17 protein-coding genes are annotated in these 16,289 nt (G+C 65.9%); 7 read left to right on the top strand and 10 right to left on the bottom strand.

Features of this window, described 5'->3' with window-relative positions; translation table 11 throughout:
* Positions 1–6: 6 nt before the first annotated feature.
* Entirely contained in the window at positions 7–1,110 is a 1,104-nt protein-coding gene (locus tag SD196_RS17590; RefSeq protein WP_275611212.1) for a WD40/YVTN/BNR-like repeat-containing protein, read from the top strand.
* Here the strand turns inward: SD196_RS17590 and SD196_RS17585 are convergent.
* Positions 1,089–1,232, bottom strand: coding sequence for a hypothetical protein (locus tag SD196_RS17585; RefSeq protein WP_343573082.1), 144 nt, complete (start codon positions 1,230–1,232; stop codon positions 1,089–1,091). The two genes, SD196_RS17590 and SD196_RS17585, sit on opposite strands and share 22 nt — an antisense overlap.
* A 25-nt stretch (positions 1,233–1,257) precedes the next feature.
* Positions 1,258–2,841 carry a RimK family protein gene (locus tag SD196_RS17580; RefSeq protein ID WP_416310483.1) on the bottom strand — a complete coding sequence of 528 codons (1,584 nt, stop codon included), beginning with the start codon at positions 2,839–2,841 and terminating at the stop codon, positions 1,258–1,260.
* 93 nt (positions 2,842–2,934) lie between these two features.
* On the opposite strand from SD196_RS17580, the gene SD196_RS17575 reads away from it, so the two are divergent.
* The 5 genes from SD196_RS17575 to SD196_RS17555 all read left to right on the top strand — a co-directional run bounded on the left by SD196_RS17575 (position 2,935) and on the right by SD196_RS17555 (position 5,513).
* Entirely contained in the window at positions 2,935–3,384 is a 450-nt protein-coding gene (locus SD196_RS17575) for a GNAT family N-acetyltransferase (protein WP_343573086.1), read from the top strand.
* A 76-nt stretch (positions 3,385–3,460) separates the two neighbouring features.
* Positions 3,461–3,790, top strand: a complete 330-nt coding sequence (locus SD196_RS17570) for an ArsR/SmtB family transcription factor (RefSeq protein WP_275611216.1) — start codon at positions 3,461–3,463, stop codon at positions 3,788–3,790.
* Positions 3,787–4,215 carry a YeeE/YedE family protein gene (locus SD196_RS17565; RefSeq protein ID WP_416310482.1) on the top strand — a complete coding sequence of 143 codons (429 nt, stop codon included), beginning with the start codon at positions 3,787–3,789 and terminating at the stop codon, positions 4,213–4,215. Before SD196_RS17570 ends, SD196_RS17565 begins: the two co-directional genes overlap by 4 nt.
* Positions 4,216–4,218: 3 nt before the next feature.
* Positions 4,219–4,653: a DUF6691 family protein gene (locus SD196_RS17560; protein ID WP_275611218.1), complete on the top strand. Its 435-nt coding sequence runs from the start codon at positions 4,219–4,221 to the stop codon at positions 4,651–4,653.
* Complete coding sequence (locus tag SD196_RS17555) at positions 4,650–5,513, top strand: MBL fold metallo-hydrolase (protein ID WP_370599699.1); 864 nt, start codon at positions 4,650–4,652, stop codon at positions 5,511–5,513. Before SD196_RS17560 ends, SD196_RS17555 begins: the two co-directional genes overlap by 4 nt.
* A gap of 415 nt (positions 5,514–5,928) precedes the next feature.
* Here the strand turns inward: SD196_RS17555 and aceF are convergent, their stop codons facing one another.
* The 3 genes from aceF to SD196_RS17540 form a co-directional block, all read right to left on the bottom strand.
* Positions 5,929–7,860 (bottom strand): dihydrolipoyllysine-residue acetyltransferase, encoded by a 1,932-nt coding sequence (gene aceF, locus SD196_RS17550; RefSeq protein ID WP_416310481.1) that lies wholly within the window; start codon positions 7,858–7,860, stop codon positions 5,929–5,931.
* A gap of 11 nt (positions 7,861–7,871) precedes the next feature.
* Positions 7,872–10,520, bottom strand: coding sequence for a pyruvate dehydrogenase (acetyl-transferring), homodimeric type (gene aceE, locus SD196_RS17545; protein ID WP_343573094.1), 2,649 nt, complete (start codon positions 10,518–10,520; stop codon positions 7,872–7,874).
* Positions 10,521–10,721: 201 nt separating this feature from the next.
* Positions 10,722–11,693, bottom strand: coding sequence for a sensor domain-containing diguanylate cyclase (locus tag SD196_RS17540; protein ID WP_275611222.1), 972 nt, complete (start codon positions 11,691–11,693; stop codon positions 10,722–10,724).
* Between the two features lie 409 nt (positions 11,694–12,102).
* Here SD196_RS17540 and SD196_RS17535 point away from each other — a divergent pair, with 409 nt between their 5' ends.
* A complete protein-coding gene (locus SD196_RS17535; RefSeq protein WP_275611223.1) occupies positions 12,103–12,702 on the top strand; it encodes a histidine phosphatase family protein in 600 nt (199 codons plus the stop codon).
* A gap of 147 nt (positions 12,703–12,849) precedes the next feature.
* On the opposite strand, the gene SD196_RS17530 is transcribed toward SD196_RS17535, so the two are convergent.
* From SD196_RS17530 to SD196_RS17510, 5 genes are all read right to left on the bottom strand, one after another.
* On the bottom strand, positions 12,850–13,422 hold the full coding sequence (locus tag SD196_RS17530) for a hypothetical protein (protein ID WP_275611224.1): 573 nt from the start codon (positions 13,420–13,422) through the stop codon (positions 12,850–12,852).
* A gap of 91 nt (positions 13,423–13,513) precedes the next feature.
* Positions 13,514–13,891 carry an NUDIX hydrolase gene (locus tag SD196_RS17525; protein WP_275611225.1) on the bottom strand — a complete coding sequence of 126 codons (378 nt, stop codon included), beginning with the start codon at positions 13,889–13,891 and terminating at the stop codon, positions 13,514–13,516.
* Positions 13,876–14,136 carry a hypothetical protein gene (locus SD196_RS17520; RefSeq protein WP_275611226.1) on the bottom strand — a complete coding sequence of 87 codons (261 nt, stop codon included), beginning with the start codon at positions 14,134–14,136 and terminating at the stop codon, positions 13,876–13,878. The genes SD196_RS17525 and SD196_RS17520 overlap by 16 nt, the downstream gene beginning before the upstream one ends.
* Positions 14,137–14,252: 116 nt before the next feature.
* The gene (locus SD196_RS17515; RefSeq protein ID WP_343573098.1) at positions 14,253–15,632 is read right to left on the bottom strand and encodes an ATP-binding protein; all 1,380 of its coding nucleotides are present in this window, start codon (positions 15,630–15,632) and stop codon (positions 14,253–14,255) included.
* Complete coding sequence (locus tag SD196_RS17510; protein ID WP_275611228.1) at positions 15,632–16,288, bottom strand: response regulator; 657 nt, start codon at positions 16,286–16,288, stop codon at positions 15,632–15,634. The genes SD196_RS17515 and SD196_RS17510 overlap by 1 nt, the downstream gene beginning before the upstream one ends.
* Position 16,289 lies beyond the last annotated feature (1 nt).

Raw genomic sequence — 16,289 nt, 5'->3', positions numbered from 1 at the left:
GCGGCTATGGATGATCGATTGCTGGTGGCGACCCGCAAGGGGTTGTTCACCTTTCAGCGTGACGTGAATGGCTGGCAGGAAACGCGTCGCGAGTTCCTGGGCGAGCCCCTGAGCGTGGTGCTGGCCGACCCCCGCGATGACACCCTGTATGCCGCGCTCAACCTCGGTCACTTCGGCTGCAAGCTGTGGCGCCAGCGGCCCGGCGAGGACTGGCAGGAAGTCGCCGTACCGGTCTACCCGCCGCAGCCCGACCCGCTGCCAACGCCGAAGGAGGGCGACGCTCCCCCCGCGCCCTGGACCCTGCAGCAGATCTGGTGCCTGGAAACCGGTGGCGCCAGCGAGCCGGGCGTGCTCTGGGCCGGGACCATTCCCGGCGGACTGTTCCGCAGCGCGGATGGCGGCGACAGCTGGGAGCTGAACCGCCCATTGTGGGACCGCCCCGAGCGCGCCCGCTGGTTCGGCGGTGGCTACGACTGGCCGGGCATCCATTCGGTCAGCGTCGACCCGCGCGATAGCCGGCACCTGACGGTCGGCGTGTCCTGCGGCGGCGTCTGGCAGAGCGACGACGGTGGCGCCAGCTGGCGCAACACCACGGTGGGCATGTACGCCGACTACATGCCGCCGGAGCTGCGCGAGGACGGCGCCATCCAGGACCCGCACCGCCTGGTGCAGTGCCCGGCACAACCGGACCGCCTGTGGGTGCAGCACCACAATGGCATCTTCACCTCCACCGATGGTGGCGCGCGCTGGCACGACGTGCAGGCCGAACCTTCCAGCTTCGGTTTCGCCGTGGCGGTGCACCCGACCCAACCGGATACCGCCTGGTTCGTGCCGGCGGTGCAGGATGTCTGCCGGGTGCCGGTGGACGGCCGCTTCGTGGTCACCCGCACCCGCGATGGTGGTGCCAGCTTCGAGGTGCTGGACAGCGGTCTGCCGCAGGGCCCGGCCTTTGACCTGGTGTATCGCCACGGCCTGGCGGTGGACGACGAGGGCACCTGTGTGGCGATGGGTTCCACCACCGGCGGCCTGTGGCTGTCGGAGAACGGCGGCGACCATTGGCAGTGCCTGTCGGCCAACCTGCCGCCGATCTATTGCGTGCGCTTCGGCTGAGTTTTGCGCCGCTCCTGTTCGCGGACCTCCCGTGGCTTCATGCGGTGGTCGAAGTAGTTGATCGCGGTGCCGAACACCACGATGGCGATGAGGATGGTCAGGCCGATGTGCAGGGGTTCCATGAGTGTGTCTCCTTGAACGACGGAGTCAGCGCGCCTGGCCGCGCCGCTTGAGCTCCAGGCGGCGGATGAACTCTTCCAGCACCTGGCGGTAGAGATCGTCCCTGAGGCAGGCGTCCTCGATGCCGGCGTCGAGGTTGGGGTTGTCGTTCACTTCGATCACCACCACCTCGCCGCCGACCTCCTTGAGGTCCACCCCGTAGAGGCCGTCTCCGATCAGGCTGGCGGTCTTCTGCGCCAACTCCACCACCGCGCGCGGCGCGTCCTGCACCGGCAGCGTGCGGCATTCGCCGATCACCTCGCCGCCGGCCTTGTGATTGACGATCTGCCAGTGCCCGCGCGACATGAAGTATTGGCAGGCATAGATCGGCTTGCGGTTGAGGATGCCGATGCGCCAGTCGTAGTCGGTGTAGAGAAACTCCTGGGCGAGCAGCAGCACCGAGTGCTCGAACAGTTCCGTGCTGACGCTGTGCAGCTGCTGGGCGTTCTCCACCTTGTACACGCCGCGGGAGAAGCAGCCGTCGGGGATCTTCAGCACCAGCGGAAAGCCCAGGCGCTGCCCGACGCGCTCCAGTTCCTGCGGGCTGTCCTTGTAGAGGATTTCCGTATCCGGCATGCCCAGGCCGTGGCTGCGCAGCAGGTCGGTGAGGTAGACCTTGTTGGTGCAGCGCAGGATCGAGGTGGGATCGTCCATCACGATCAGCCCCTCGCTCTCGGCCTTCTTGGCGAAGCGGTAGGTGTGGTCGTCGACGTGGGTAGTCTCGCGGATCAGCAGGGCGTCGTACTCGGCCAGGCGGGCGTAGTCCTTCTTCTCGATCAGCTCGATGTCGATGCCCAGCTTGCCGCCGACGCGGATGAAGTTCTCCAGCGCGCGGGCGTTGGACGGCGGCAGGGTTTCCGCCGGGTTGTGCAGGATCGCCATGTCATAGCGCGCCAGGCGCCGCGAGTTGGGTTGGCGCCAGATGCGCCGGCTGAAGCCGTCAAGGGCATCGGCGAAGGCGTCTTCCTGGCTGCCCCGCAGCTTGTGCAGGGCGCCGGCGCGGATGCCCGCGATGTGCCAGGCATCGGTACGGCGAAAATCCACCAGCAGGATGGGGCAGGGGAAGGCCTCGAACAGCTGGCGGGCGATCTCCTGCAGCGGCTCCAGGTCAGTACGGCCGAAGTACAGACTGAGGGTGAAGCCGTCGGTGCTGGCGCAGGGATGCTGGGCGAGGGCTTTTTCCAGGGACTTTTCCAGGTCGTCCAGGGCCAGCCCGTAGAGCGATTTCTTCGCCAGTTCGCTCAGGGTGCGCACCGAGGGAATCACTTTATGGCCGCGAGCTTCGGCCAGCAACGAACAATAATAACCATGACCGAGATATTTATAGTTGCGGCACAAGTTGATCACTTGAATACGCTTGCCTTGTTCGAACTGATGCGAATCTTCAAGGTATTCGCGAGCGCTCAACATATCTTCGCTGGGAATATAGGAAGCCCAGTCTTCCTTGCGCTCGACGATGATCAGTATCTGGCTTGAATTGCGTGCTGAAGGCGGCTCTGCAGTGGCATCGGCGATGACCGAGAGGGCACTTGAATTGAACTTTTGCTGGAAGTTAGTGTGTAGCGAAGACATTGTTAACGGACCTGTCTGGAAGTTGCCGTGACTCTATTAAGCATCAACTTCTGGAAATGTCCCGGTTCATTACGAAAGTTTTACGGAGAGTCCATGTCGCTGTTATATCGCCTTGCCACACAGGCCGATTTGCCAAGGTTGCGGCAACTGGAAGAATGCACGTTCGAGCAGGACCGCCTGAGCGTGCGCAGCTTCCGCCGGTTGATCGGCGCAGCGAGCGCAGAACTGGTGGTCGCCGACGGAGAGGGTGAGCTGCTGGGCTATGCCTTGCTGCTGTATCGGCAGGGCTCAAGCGTGGCGCGTCTGTATTCCCTGGCAATTTCCTCGCAGGCGCGCGGGCAGGGCCTGGGCAGCGGGTTGCTGGAGCAGCTGGAGCGGCGTGCCGCGAGCCGTGGCTGCGCAGTATTGCGGCTCGAGGTACGGGTCGACAACGCCGTTGCCATCGGTCTTTACGAGCGGCGCGGGTATCGGCGTTTCGGGCGCACGGCGGGTTACTACGCTGATGGCGCCGATGCCTGGCGCTACGAGAAGCCGTTGATCTGACAGGACGTTGCGGGGCTGGCCAGGGCATGTAAAACAATCTATAAAAATATAGATTGTTTATTTGTAGATCGTTGCCATGACCGCTACCACGCTCGACCCCGCCGACGCCCAGCGTCTGCACCAGTCCGCCGAATCCGCCTGCCAGTTGCTCAAGGCCCTGGCCAATGCGGATCGCCTGATGCTGCTCTGCCAACTGGCCCAGGGCGAAATGAACGTCGGGGAGCTGGAAGCCTGCACCGGCATCGCCCAGCCGACCTTGTCGCAACAACTGGCGGTGCTGCGCCGCGAGGCGCTGGTGGAAACCCGTCGCGAGGGCAAGCAGGTCTACTACCGCATCGCCAGCCAGCAGGCGCTGGCGGTGATCGAGACCCTCTATCGGCTGTTCTGCGCGGAGGACGCGAAGTGATCGACTGGAGCAACTTCACACCCTGGAGCGCCCTGGCCGGAGGCGCGCTGATCGGCCTGTCGGCGGGGCTCTTCGCCGTGCTCGACGGGCGCATCGCCGGTATCAGCGGTCTGCTCGGAGGCCTGTTTAAACGCGCCGCGTGGGGCGGCGAGGGGCCGCTGTTCCTGCTTGGCATGCTGGTGGCGCCCCTGCTGTGGGCGGTGCTGCGGCCGCTGCCGGAGATCCGTTTCGAGGCGGGTTGGACGACCCTGCTGCTAGCTGGGCTGCTGGTCGGGGTCGGCAGCCGTTTCGGTTCCGGCTGCACCAGCGGGCACGGCGTCTGCGGCCTGTCGCGGCTGTCCGGCCGTTCCCTGGTGGCGACGCTGTGTTTCATGGCCACCGGCTTCATCACCGTATTCGTCCTGCGTCACCTGCTGGGAGCCTGAAATATGGGCAAGATCGTCGCGTTTCTGGCCGGACTGCTGTTCGGCATCGGCCTGCTGCTGGCGGGCATGGCAAACCCGGCGAAGGTGCTGGGCTTCCTCGATCTCGCCGGACACTGGGACCCGTCGCTGGCGCTGGTGATGGTCGCCGCCATCGGCACGGCGTTGCCGTTCTTCGCCTGGGCGCGGCGGCATGATCGGGCGCTGCTGGGCGGTGCCATGCAGTTACCCAGGCGTCGCGACCTGGATGGCCAACTGGTCGGCGGCAGCCTGTTGTTCGGCGTGGGCTGGGGCATCGCCGGCATCTGCCCGGGGCCGGCCCTGGTGACCTTCGCCGCCGGCTACTGGCAGGGCGCGCTGTTCTGCCTGGCCATGCTGGTGGGCATGGGGCTGCATGCCGGCTACGAATGGCAACGTGACGCGAAGAGGAGACCCGCATGAGCGCCACTATCCAACCTTTCTTCGATCCTGCGACGTCCACCTACAGCTATGTGGTGGCCGACTCCGGCACCGGGCGCTGCGCCATCATCGACCCGGTGCTCGACTACGACGCCGCCGCCGGGCGCATCGGCTACGCCAATGCCCGGAGCATCCGCGACTACGTGCGCGAACAGGGCCTGACGGTGGACTGGCTGCTGGAGACCCACCTGCACGCCGATCACCTGTCCGCCTCGGCCTGGCTCAAGGGCGAACTGGGCGGCCGGATGGCCATCGGCTCCAACACCTCCCAGGTACAGCGCACCTTCGCCGGGCTGCTCAACCTGGGCGTGGAGTTTCCCTGCGACGGCAGCCAGTTCGATCACCTGTTCAGCGATGGCGAACGCTTCTTCATCGGCGAACTGGAGGCCGAGGCGCTGCACACGCCGGGTCACACGCCGGCGTGCATGACCTATCGGATCGGCGATGCCGCCTTCGTCGGCGACACCCTGTTCATGCCCGACTACGGCACCGCCCGCTGCGATTTCCCCGGCGGCGATGCGCGCCAGTTGTACCGCTCCATCCAGCGGCTGTTCGCGTTGCCCGCCGACACCCGGCTGTTCATGTGCCACGACTACCTGTCGGCGCATCGGGAGGAGCATGAGCACCAGACCACCGTCGCACGGCAGCGCCAGAACAACGTGCACGTGCATGACGGCGTGGACGAGGAGAGCTTCGTCAGCATGCGCCAGCAGCGCGATGCGACGCTCCACGCGCCAGCGCTGATCTGGCCGTCGATCCAGGTGAACATGCGCGGTGGAGCTTTGCCGGAAGCGGAAGCCAACGGCGTGCGCTATCTGCGGATTCCGCTGGATCGGATGTAACGGCTTCGCGAGCAAGGACTGGGCGTCCCCCTCGGTCCTACGAAGAGCTGGTCGTATGCGCTTGCTGTAGGAGCGAGCGTGCTCGCGAACCGCCCAAGTCCGGCGCTGCCGGGAATCCGATCACGGACAGGGTCCGCTCCTACGAGATGCATCTGCGCTCGGGTCGGCCCTCACCGTAACCCTCTCCCAGGGGGAGAGGGGACCGTCCGGAGCAGGATGAAACCACTCTGTCAGCCGGCACGATCTGGCTCCCTCTCCCTGAGGGAGAGGGCTGGGGTGAGGGGGACAGCCCTGGCACAGATTCAGCCGGGACAAGACAGTTGCTCCTACGAAAGCCTACTCTCGAGCGCATCGTTGCGCGGTGGGCCCGCTTGTGTAGGAGCGAGCTTGCTCGCGAACAGCGCCGGGACGAGCGCTAGAGCAGCAAACTACGAATATCCGCCAGCAACTCGCCCAATCGTCTGGTGAACCGCGCTGCTGCCGCGCCATTGATCACCCGGTGGTCGTAGGACAGCGACAAGGGCAACATCAGCCTCGGCTGGAAGGCCTTGCCATCCCAGACCGGCTGCATGGTCGCCTTGCTCACGCCGAGGATCGCCACTTCCGGGGCGTTGACGATCGGCGTGAAGCCGGTGCCGCCGATATGCCCCAGGCTGGAGATGGTGAAGCAGGCGCCCTGCATGGCGTCGGCGGAGAGCTTCTTGGTGCGCGCTTTCTCGGCCAGTTCGGCGGCTTCGATGGCCAGTTGCAGCAGGCCCTTGCGGTCGACATCGCGGATCACCGGCACCAGCAGGCCATCCGGCGTGTCCACGGCGAAGCCGATGTGCACGTACTTCTTGCGGATCAGCGCCTTGCCGCTGGGGGCCAGCGAGCTGTTGAAGTCCGGCAGCTCGCGCAGCAGATGAGCACAGGTTTTCAGCAGGATCGGCAGGATGGTCAGTTTGGTTCCCGCCTTTTCCGCTGCAGCCTTCTGCGCGATGCGGAAGGCTTCCGCTTCGGTGATATCGGCCGACTCGAACTGGGTCACGTGCGGCACGTTCAGCCAGCTGCGGTGCAGGTTGGCGGCGCCGACCTGCATCAGGCGGGTCATGGCGACTTCTTCCACGTCGCCAAACTTGCTGAAGTCCACTTCCGGAATTGGCGGAATGCCCGCGCCGCCGGTAGCACCAGCGGGGGCCGATTTGCTGCGCTGCAACTGTTCCTTGACGAACAATTGCACGTCTTCCTTGAGGATGCGGCCTTTCGGGCCGGTGCCCTTCACCTGTGCCAGTTCGACGCCGAACTCGCGGGCGACCATACGCACGGCGGGGCCGGCGTGGACCTTGGCGCCGTCGCGGCTGGGGGCTCCGACCGGGGCAACGTCGGGCGCCTTGGGCGGCTCGGCTTTCCGCGGGGCGGCCGGTTTCTCGGCGCTCGGTGCTGGAGCCTGGGCTGGCGCGGTGCTGCCGGCGACTTCCAGCTCAAGGATTTCATCGCCTTCCTTGAGGGTGTCGCCGATCTTCACCTTGATCGCCTTCACCACGCCGGCCCTGGGCGCGGGAATCTCCATGCTGGCTTTGTCCGACTCCAGCGTCAGCAGGCTCTGGTCGGCGGCGATGCTGTCGCCGACCTTGATCATCAGTTCGATGACCTGGCCTTCGCCATTGCCGATATCCGGCACTCGGATGGTTTCCACGCCGCCACTGGCAGAGACCGGAGTCGTTGCGGCAGCGGGCGCGGCGGGTTTTTCTGCCGGCGCCGGGGCGGAGGCGGGTGGTGCGCTGGCGGCCGACGCGCCGCCTTCGGTTTCCAGTTCGAGGATGTCGTCGCCTTCCTTGAGGGTGTCGCCGATCTTCACCTTGATCGCTTTCACCACGCCGGCTTTCGGCGCGGGGATTTCCATGCTGGCCTTGTCGGATTCCAGCGTCAGCAGGCTCTGGTCGGCCTCGATGCGGTCGCCGACCTTGACCATCAGCTCGATGATCTCGCCTTGGCCGTTGCCGATGTCCGGCACCTTGATGGTTTCCACGCCGCCACCGCCCGAAGGGGCAGGTTGCGGCGCCGCTGTGGCAGCGGGCTTGGGTTCTTCAGCCACGGGCTTGACCGGTTCCTCGGCCCTGGTCTCGGCGGCGCCGCCTTCGGCCTCCAGTTCGAGGATTTCATCGCCTTCCTTGAGAGTGTCGCCGACCTTCACCTTGATGGCTTTCACTACGCCGGCGCGGGGGCAGGGGATTTCCATGCTGGCCTTGTCGGACTCCAGGGTCAGCAGGCTCTGTTCGGTTTCCACGCGGTCGCCGACCTTGACCAGCAGTTCGATGACCTCACCCTGGCCGTTGCCGATGTCGGGTACGCGAATAGTCTCGCTCACTGTGCCTCTCCTCAGCAGTCCAGCGGATTGGGTTTCTCGGGATCGAGACCGAACCTGGCGATGGCCTCGGCCACCACCTTGGGTTCGATGTCGCCACGGTCGGCCAGGGCTTCCAGGGCGGCCAGCACCACCCAGTGACGGTCCACCTCGAAGAAGTGGCGGAGCTTGGCGCGGGTATCGCTGCGGCCGAAGCCGTCGGTGCCCAGCACCTTGTACTCCTTGCTCGGCACCCACTGGCGGATCTGCTCGGCGTAGACCTTCATGTAGTCGGTGGAGGCGATCACCGGCCCCCGGCGTCCGCCCAGGCATTCCTCGACATAGCTGGACCTGGGCTTCTGGCCCGGATGCAGGCGGTTCCAGCGTTCCACCGCCAGGCCGTCGCGGCGCAGTTCGTTGAAGCTGGGCACCGACCAGACGTCGGCGCCGATGCCGAAGTCCTCGCGCAGGATCTTCGCTGCTGCCTCGACCTCGCGCAGGATGGTCCCGGAACCGAGCAACTGTACGTGGTGAGCGGCCGACCGGCGGTCTTCGTCGAGCAGGTACATGCCCTTGATGATCCCGGCCGCGGCGCCTTGGGGCAGCGCCGGGTGGGGGTAGTTCTCGTTCATCACGGTGATGTAGTAGAAGACGTCCTGCTGCTCTTCCATCATCTGCCGCACGCCTTCCTGGATGATCACCGCCAGCTCGTAGGAGTAGGTCGGGTCGTAGGTGCGGCAGTTGGGGACCACCGAGGCCAGCACGTGGCTGTGACCGTCTTCGTGCTGCAGGCCTTCGCCGTTCAGGGTGGTGCGTCCGGCGGTGCCGCCGAGCAGGAAGCCGCGGGTCAGGCTGTCGCCGGCGGCCCAGGCCAGGTCGCCGATGCGCTGGAAGCCGAACATCGAATAGAAGATGTAGAACGGCAGCATCGGCTGGCGGTAGTTGCTGTAGGCGGTGCCGGCGGCGATGAAGGAGGACATGGCGCCGGCCTCGGTGATGCCTTCTTCGAGGATCTGGCCCTTCTTGTCCTCGCGATAGAACATCAGCTGTTCCTTGTCGACCGGTTCGTAGAGCTGGCCCACCGAGGAGTAGATGCCGAGCTGGCGGAACATGCCTTCCATGCCGAAGGTGCGCGCCTCGTCGGGGATAATGGGCACGATGCGCGGGCCCAGCTCCTTGTCCTTGACCAGCTGCGAGATGATCCGCACGAAGGCCATGGTGGTGGAGATTTCGCGGTCGCCGGTGCTGTCGAGCATGGCCTTGAGGATGTCGAGCGGAGGTGTCGGAATGCGCTGGCTATTGCCGTGGCGGTGGGGCATGAAGCCGCCGAGGGTCGCGCGCCGCTCCTTCAGGTAGCGCGCTTCGGCGCTGCCTTCCTCGGGGCGGTAGAAGGGCAGCTTGGCCAGGTCGTCGTCGCGGATCGGGATGTCGAAGCGGTCGCGGAAGGCGCGCAGGCTGTCGACGTCGATCTCGTGGATGTTGTGGGCGATGTTCTTCGCCTCGCCCGTGCCGGTGCCGTAGCCCTTGATGGTCTTGGCCAGCACCACACTGGGTTGGCCCTTGTGGTTCACCGCCGCGTGGTAGGCGGCGTAGACCTTGTACGGGTCATGGCCGCCCCGGTTGAGCTTCCAGATTTCCTCGTCGGAGAGGTCCTTGACCATCTCCAGCAGCTCCGGCCGCGCACCGAAGAAATGCTCGCGGACGTAGGCCCCGTCCTTGGCCTTGTAGTTCTGGTAGTCGCCGTCCACCGCCTCGTCCATCCGCGCCTGCAGCAGGCCGGCGTGGTCCTTGGCGAACAACGGGTCCCAGAAGCGGCCCCAGATCACCTTGATCACGTTCCAGTTGGCGCCACGGAACACGCCTTCCAGCTCCTGGATGATCTTGCCGTTGCCGCGCACCGGGCCGTCCAGGCGCTGCAGGTTGCAGTTCACCACGAAGATCAGGTTGTCGAGCTTCTCGCGCCCGGCCAGGGAGATCGCGCCGAGGGATTCGGGTTCGTCGGTTTCGCCGTCGCCCAGGAAGCACCAGACCTTCTGCTTGCCGGCGGGAATGAAGCCGCGGCTTTCCAGGTACTTCATGAAGCGCGCCTGGTAGATCGCCTGGATCGGTCCCAGTCCCATGGACACCGTGGGGAACTGCCAGAAGTGCGACATCAGGCGCGGGTGCGGGTAGGAGGAGAGGCCCTTGCCGTCCACCTCCTGGCGGAAGTTCACCAGTTGCTCGTCGCTGACCAGCCCCTCGATGTAGGCGCGGGCGTAGATGCCCGGTGAGGCGTGGCCCTGGAAGTAGATCAGGTCTCCGGCGTGCTCCTCGGTGGGACCGTTGAAGAAGTAGTTGAAGCCGATGTCATAGAGGGTCGCCGAGGAGGCGAAGGTGGAGATGTGGCCGCCCAGCGACGGGTCCTTGTGGTTGGCGCGCATCACCATGGCCAGGGCATTCCAGCGCACCAGCGAACGGATGCGGCGCTCCATGAACAGGTCGCCGGGCATGCGCGCCTCGTGCCCGGCCGGGATAGTGTTGCGATAGGGGGTGGTGATGGCGTAGGGCAGTTGGGTGCCGGTGCGGCTGGCCAGCTCGCCGAGGCGGGTCATCAGGTAGCGGGCGCGGTCTTCACCTTCCTTTTCCAGTACGGATTCCAGCGCGTCCAGCCATTCCTGGGTTTCCACGGGGTCGATATCGTGCATGGTCAGGGGTCCTGGTTACGGGGTCGGCTCTACGCTATGCCGGCTCCGGGGCCAGTCCCACCGCCAGGTTGGCGCGAAGGCAGAAGTCCGCTAACGAACTTCGCTGCCTGCCGCCGGCACGCGCGCGTGGGTTAGAGCTTAGACAGCCCGGGCGCGACTGTCGGCGCAGGTCGTCGAGTCAGGACGTCGCAGCGCCGGGTATCAGCGTGTGCCGTCCAACCTCAGATCCTCGCCCCGTGCCCATTGCGCCGCCACCAGTCGATTGCGGCCGCCCTGCTTGGCCTGGTAGAGCAGCCGGTCCACTGCCGCTACGAAGTCCAGCGGACGATCGCCCGTGTGGGGCACAGCGGTACCGACGCCGAGGCTGATGGTCAGCAACGGCGCGACACGGGATTGTTCATGGGCGATGCGCTGCTCGCGGATGACGCGGCGGCAGCGTTCGGCGATCTGGCTGGCCGCCTCGCTATCGGTTTCCGGCAGCACCAGGACGAACTCCTCACCGCCAAAGCGGGCGATGAAGTCGCGCGGTCGGTGCAGCGCGCCGGCCAGTGCCTTGCCGACGCTGCGCAGGCAGTCGTCGCCCTGGACGTGGCCGTAGTGGTCGTTGTACTGCTTGAAGTAGTCGATATCCAGGAGGATCAGCGACAGCGGCTGGCCGCTGCGCTGGGCGCTGGCCCATTCGGTTTCCAGCACCGAGTCGAACATGCGCCGGTTGGCCACGCCGGTCAGGCCGTCCTTGTAGGAGTATTCCTCCAACTGGCGCTGGAGCATGATCAGCTGTTCCTCGGCTCGCTTGCGCTCGCTGATGTCGAACATGAAGCCGACCAGCGAATCCACCTCGCCGTTGTCGTCGCGCACCACGTGCACCACGTCGCGAATCCACACGTAGTCGCCAGCGGCGGTGAGGGCGCGGTAGTCGGCCTCGTGGTCGGTGCCTTCGCGCGACTGCGACACGCAGAAGCCCACGACCCGCTCGCGGTCCTCGGGGTGCATGCGCTCGGCCCAGTCGTTGGCGCTGACCCAGCTGGACTGGCTCCAGCCCAGCAGCGCTTCGATCTGCGGGCCGATGTAGGCGAAGGTCATGGTCTTCCAGTCGATCTTCCAGGGAATGGCCCGGGTCGATTCGAGCAATGTCTTGTAAACCGCGCTGTCGGTAGGGGCGTCGTACTGCATGGGTATCTGCGCTGTCTGATAGCAAAGTGCCTTGTTTATACCGTACTCCCGTGTCCGCCCGCATGTCGCCGGGCGACAGCGCGACTCTCCTTGCGCGCCTTGCCGACGGGCGGTCGCCCGCTCGCGCATCAGCGTCCGCGTGCCGTTCTGGCCGGCATGGCGGGTGGTAACGGCATCTTCAGCAATTCATGACGCCTTCTTCACAAGCCCGGCGCTACGTTTCCCCCCGGCCCGACATCTGTCGATGAGCAGTGCGGTGCAGGCCCCAAGGATGGGCCGGGTCTCGGTGTGCCCCAGGGCATGGCCGGGGTGGGCAGGGACGCAGCCTTGTATGCCAGCCAGCGGAAATGAATGTTCAATGCCTCTCTTCGCCCGGAACGTGCGACGACTCCTCGCAAAGCGCTTGCTGGTGCTGCCCCTCGTGGTGCTCGTCCTGGGGCTGATCAGCGGCTTCTGGCTCATCCGTCCGCCGGCCGCCGAGAACATCGCGCATGACCCGGCCAGCCTCGACGCGCTGCGCGAGCACTGGCGCAAGGGCGACCTGATCGTCCTGGTGCGCCACGCCGAGCGTTGCGACCGCTCCAGCTCTCCGTGCCTGGCTTCGCCCGAGGGCATTACCGTTCGCGCCGGGGCCGCTGCCCATGAGCTGGGCGAACACTTCCGCGTGCTCGGCCTTGCCGACAGCGACATCCTCAGCAGCCCGAAGATCCGCGCTGAACAGACCGCCGCCTCGATGTTCGGCCAGGCGCCGGCGCAGCAGGAATGGCTGGCCAGTTGCAAGGGTTCGATGCTCAACGATGCCCGGCAACACAAGCTCCCCCACCGCAACCTGATCCTGGTGACCCACAGCGAGTGCATCGAGGATCTGGAGGCCACCGTCAGCATCGCCGAACCGGCGACGCCCGACTACGCGTCGTCGCTGTTCCTCATCAGCGATGGCAGCACCTCACCCAAGCTGCTCGGCTACCTGGACGCCGATCAATGGGCGGCCGTCGCGCCGATCCGTTGATCCGTTGATCCGGCCGGGACCTGCATACCCGCAATACGTTTCTATCTGCCCAAGCCGGGCGTGGCGCTGCGGCATTCCATGGGCGTGAACGCCTGAGTCTGCCTGCGCGAGTGGCCGGCCAACATGAGCGGAGTCGGGGAGCTTCCGTCAGCGAGCGCTGAGGTTGCGGGGCGTACCGCCCAGGTTGTAGCGCTCCAGTTCCTGCGGCGAGAGCACGCGCATTCTCTGCGGTTCGATCTCCTGCATGTCGTCGGCCAGGACGAGCGGGATATCCATGTCGCGCAGGTAGCTGCGGGCGTTGTAGGCACCGCTGGCCAGGGACGAGTCGCCGGCGGGGTAGTAGGGGCGGTGCAGGCCGACGTAACCGCGCACCGTCTTGCGCTTGCCGGCGGCCAGCAGGTAGACGCACGAGCCCTGGCACACGCTGTTGGTCGGCACCAGGGTCTCGAAGCCGGACTCGCGCAGCAGGCGCCCCATCTTGATCGACTCCGCGGCGCTGCCGCCGATGCTGTCGAGCAGCGCCACCTTGCGCGCGAACTTGCCGGGATTGCCCATCAGGCCCTTGAGCAGACGCTCGTAGTCCCCCGGCGCGATGTCCTCGGAAATGCGCACCGCCAGCACCGGTCCGACCTTGTTGTGCTGCACCGGCTGTACCTCGACCTTGGCCAGGGCAGGGGCGGAGCACAGAAGGGTGGCGCAGAGCAGGGTGACGCGGCGCATGGGCGGAGAATCCTGTCAGATAGGGCATTCGGAAGGCGCGAAGATACCGCGAAGCACCGGCGCCTTGCACCCCTCAGTTGGTTGCCGGAGCTCAGCTCGCCCTGGACAGGCAGGTACGCAGCAGGCGGCGCACCGACTTGTTGATCTTGCGGCGTTCTACTTCTTCCGGACCGAACCAGCGGCAATCGGCGATTTCGTTCAGCGGTACCGGTTGCTGGGCCGGGTCGATGGGCGTCTCGAACACGTAATGCAGGGTCTGGTACAGCTCCAGCGGCGCGAGGTAGCTGAGCTGCGCCGCTTGCAGACCGGTTTCCTCGTTCAGTTCGCGCAGGGCGGCCTGGCCCGGACGTTCATCACGCTCGATGCGCCCGCCGGGCAGGTTCCATTTGGACTTGGCCTTGCGCACGAAGAGGATCTTGTCGTCGAGACGGCAGATGACCGTTGCGCGTTCCTTCAGCGATTTACCCATGACGGCACCTCTGCGGCAAAACCAGTAACTCTGCAAACCTCGGACGCGTTGCCATGGATGAAGAATTGCTTGGTGGGGTAGTCAGTTGCGGAAATGAAGTGCGCGGATGGTAAGGGCCGGCTTTCGGCGGCGTCTGTAGGGAAATTCCAAGCATCCTGCATCGACATCCTGACTTTAGAACGTCCAGGTGATTTTTTCTTCAGACGGCAGAGGACCGTTTCACGTTCCTTGAGAGTTTTCCCCATGACCCTTTCTCCTTGCCGGCAGAGCGCGGGTGCGTTTTTCTGTAAGCATAAAACGTCGGGAGAAAATCTCCATAGGCCGAATGAGTTAGGACAATGATCTCGACTCGGGATGAAGATCAGGGATGGGAATCGTCCAGTACGGGGAGGCGTACACGTGCCTGGAGGCCGCCTTCGGGACGGTTGCTTAGTTGCACCTCGCCGCCCAGGCGCTGCACCGCCCGGCTGACGATAGACAGGCCCAGGCCCGCGCCGTTGGGGTTGCCTTCGCTGTAGAAGCGTTCGAAGGCCCGCTCCAGCCGGGCCTCTTCGATCCCCGGACCGTTGTCCTGTACAGTCAGCAGCAGGTCGCCGCCCTGGCGTTCGAGGGCGATGCGCACACTGGCGCCGGCGGGGGAGAAGTTCACCGCGTTGCTGACCAGGTTCTGCAGGACGACTTCCAGTGCGCCGCGATCGCTTCGCGTGTGGTAGTCGCCGCTGGCGATCTCGAGGTCGGGCTCGACCTCCTGGCGCAGCATCCAGGGCGTCAGCTCGGCGAGGCTGTCGGTGACCAGCGCCTGTACATCCAGCACCTTCCAGTGGCTGCGGTTGGACGCCGGCTCTAGGCGCGCCAGGGTCAGCAACTGGTTGACCACCCGGCTGAGGCGGTCGACCCCATCGCTCAGGAAGTCCAGGGCCTGCTGGCGCTCCTGCTCGTTGCCCGCCTGGGCGGCGTTCTGCGCGTGCAGGCGCAGCACCGCCAGGGGCGTGCGCATCTCATGGGCGGCGTCGGCGATGAAGCGGTGCTCGCGCTGGAGCAGGGACTCCACCTGGCTGAGCAGGCGGTTGAGGGCTGCCTGCATCGGTTCCAGCTCGCGCGGCAGCGGCACCAGTTGCAGTGGTTCCAGCGAGTCGGGGTGCCGGGCGCGGATCACCCGCGCCATGTTCTGCAGTGGCTCCAGCCCCCGGCCGATGGCCAGCCAGACCAGCAGCACCAGCGCCAGGCTGCCGGCCAGGTAGGGCATCAGGGTATGCCGCACGATACGGCCGACCAGGTCGCCGCGCACGTCGTAGCGCTCGCCGACCCAGATCACCATCTTCTGCGCCTGCACCGGCAATACGAAGCCGCGCCATTGCTGGCCGTCGCGGGTCTCGTTGCTGAAGCCTGGCACCTTCGGCGGTGTGTCGAAGGTCGGTGCGCTGGGGGAGCGCACATGCAGCTCGCCGTCATCGCTCCAGACAGCGAAGGCCAGTTTGTTCTCGTAGGGATGGCCGGGGCCTCCCTCACCGGACTGGCTGAGTGCCTCATTGAACGAGCGGTACAGCGTCTGCCGCTGGGGGCCGGCCAGCGGCATGCTCATCACGCCCTGCAGCAGGCGGGCGTTCTGCGCCAGGTGGGCGTCGTAGATTTCGGCGATCTCGTGGCTGCTGTCGTGGTGGTTGTACAGCGCCAGCAGGCCGGTGCCCACCAGCAACAGGAGCGTCACCCGCCAGAGCGTGCGGCTGCGCAACGATCGCATCAGGCTTCCACCAGATAACCGATGCCGCGCACGGTGCGGATCAGGCCGCTGAACAGCTTCTTGCGCAGGTGCGAGATGTGCACTTCCAGGGTGTTGCTTTCGGCGCTTTCATCCCAGCCGTAGAGCAACTGGGTCAGGCGGTCGCGGGTGAAGACCTTGCCCGGTTGCGCCAGCAGCTCGTGCAGCAACTGGTACTCCTTGGGCGTGAGCACCACAAGCTGGCCCTGGAAGTGGACTTGCTGGGTCGACGGGTCGAGGCTGACCCCGGCGTGCTCGATCAGCACCCGTGCCCGGCCGCTGCTGCGGCGCAGCAGCGCGCGCAGGCGGGCCCGTAGTTCGTCGAGGTCGAAGGGCTTGACCAGGTAATCGTCGGCGCCCGCGTCCAGCCCGGCGATGCGGTCGTCGGTGGCGTCGCGGGCGGTGAGGATGAGCACCGGGACCGTCGAGCCGGAAGCGCGCACGCGGCCGAGCACCTGCAGGCCGTCGAGCCTGGGCAGCCCGAGGTCGAGCACCACCAGGTCGAACTCCTCGGTCTGCAAAGCGTGCAACGCGCTGGCGCCATCCTGCAACCAGTCGATGGTGTAGCCCTCCTGGCGCAGGCCGGTGCGTACGCCTTCGCCCAGGGCCTGGTCATCCTCCACCAACAGCAAACGCATG

The organism is Pseudomonas macauensis (assembly GCF_047902425.1).
Taxonomy (GTDB): domain Bacteria; phylum Pseudomonadota; class Gammaproteobacteria; order Pseudomonadales; family Pseudomonadaceae; genus Pseudomonas.
The sequence above is the reverse complement of the archived record's forward strand: the minus strand, read 5'-3'. Positions and strand labels throughout refer to the sequence as shown.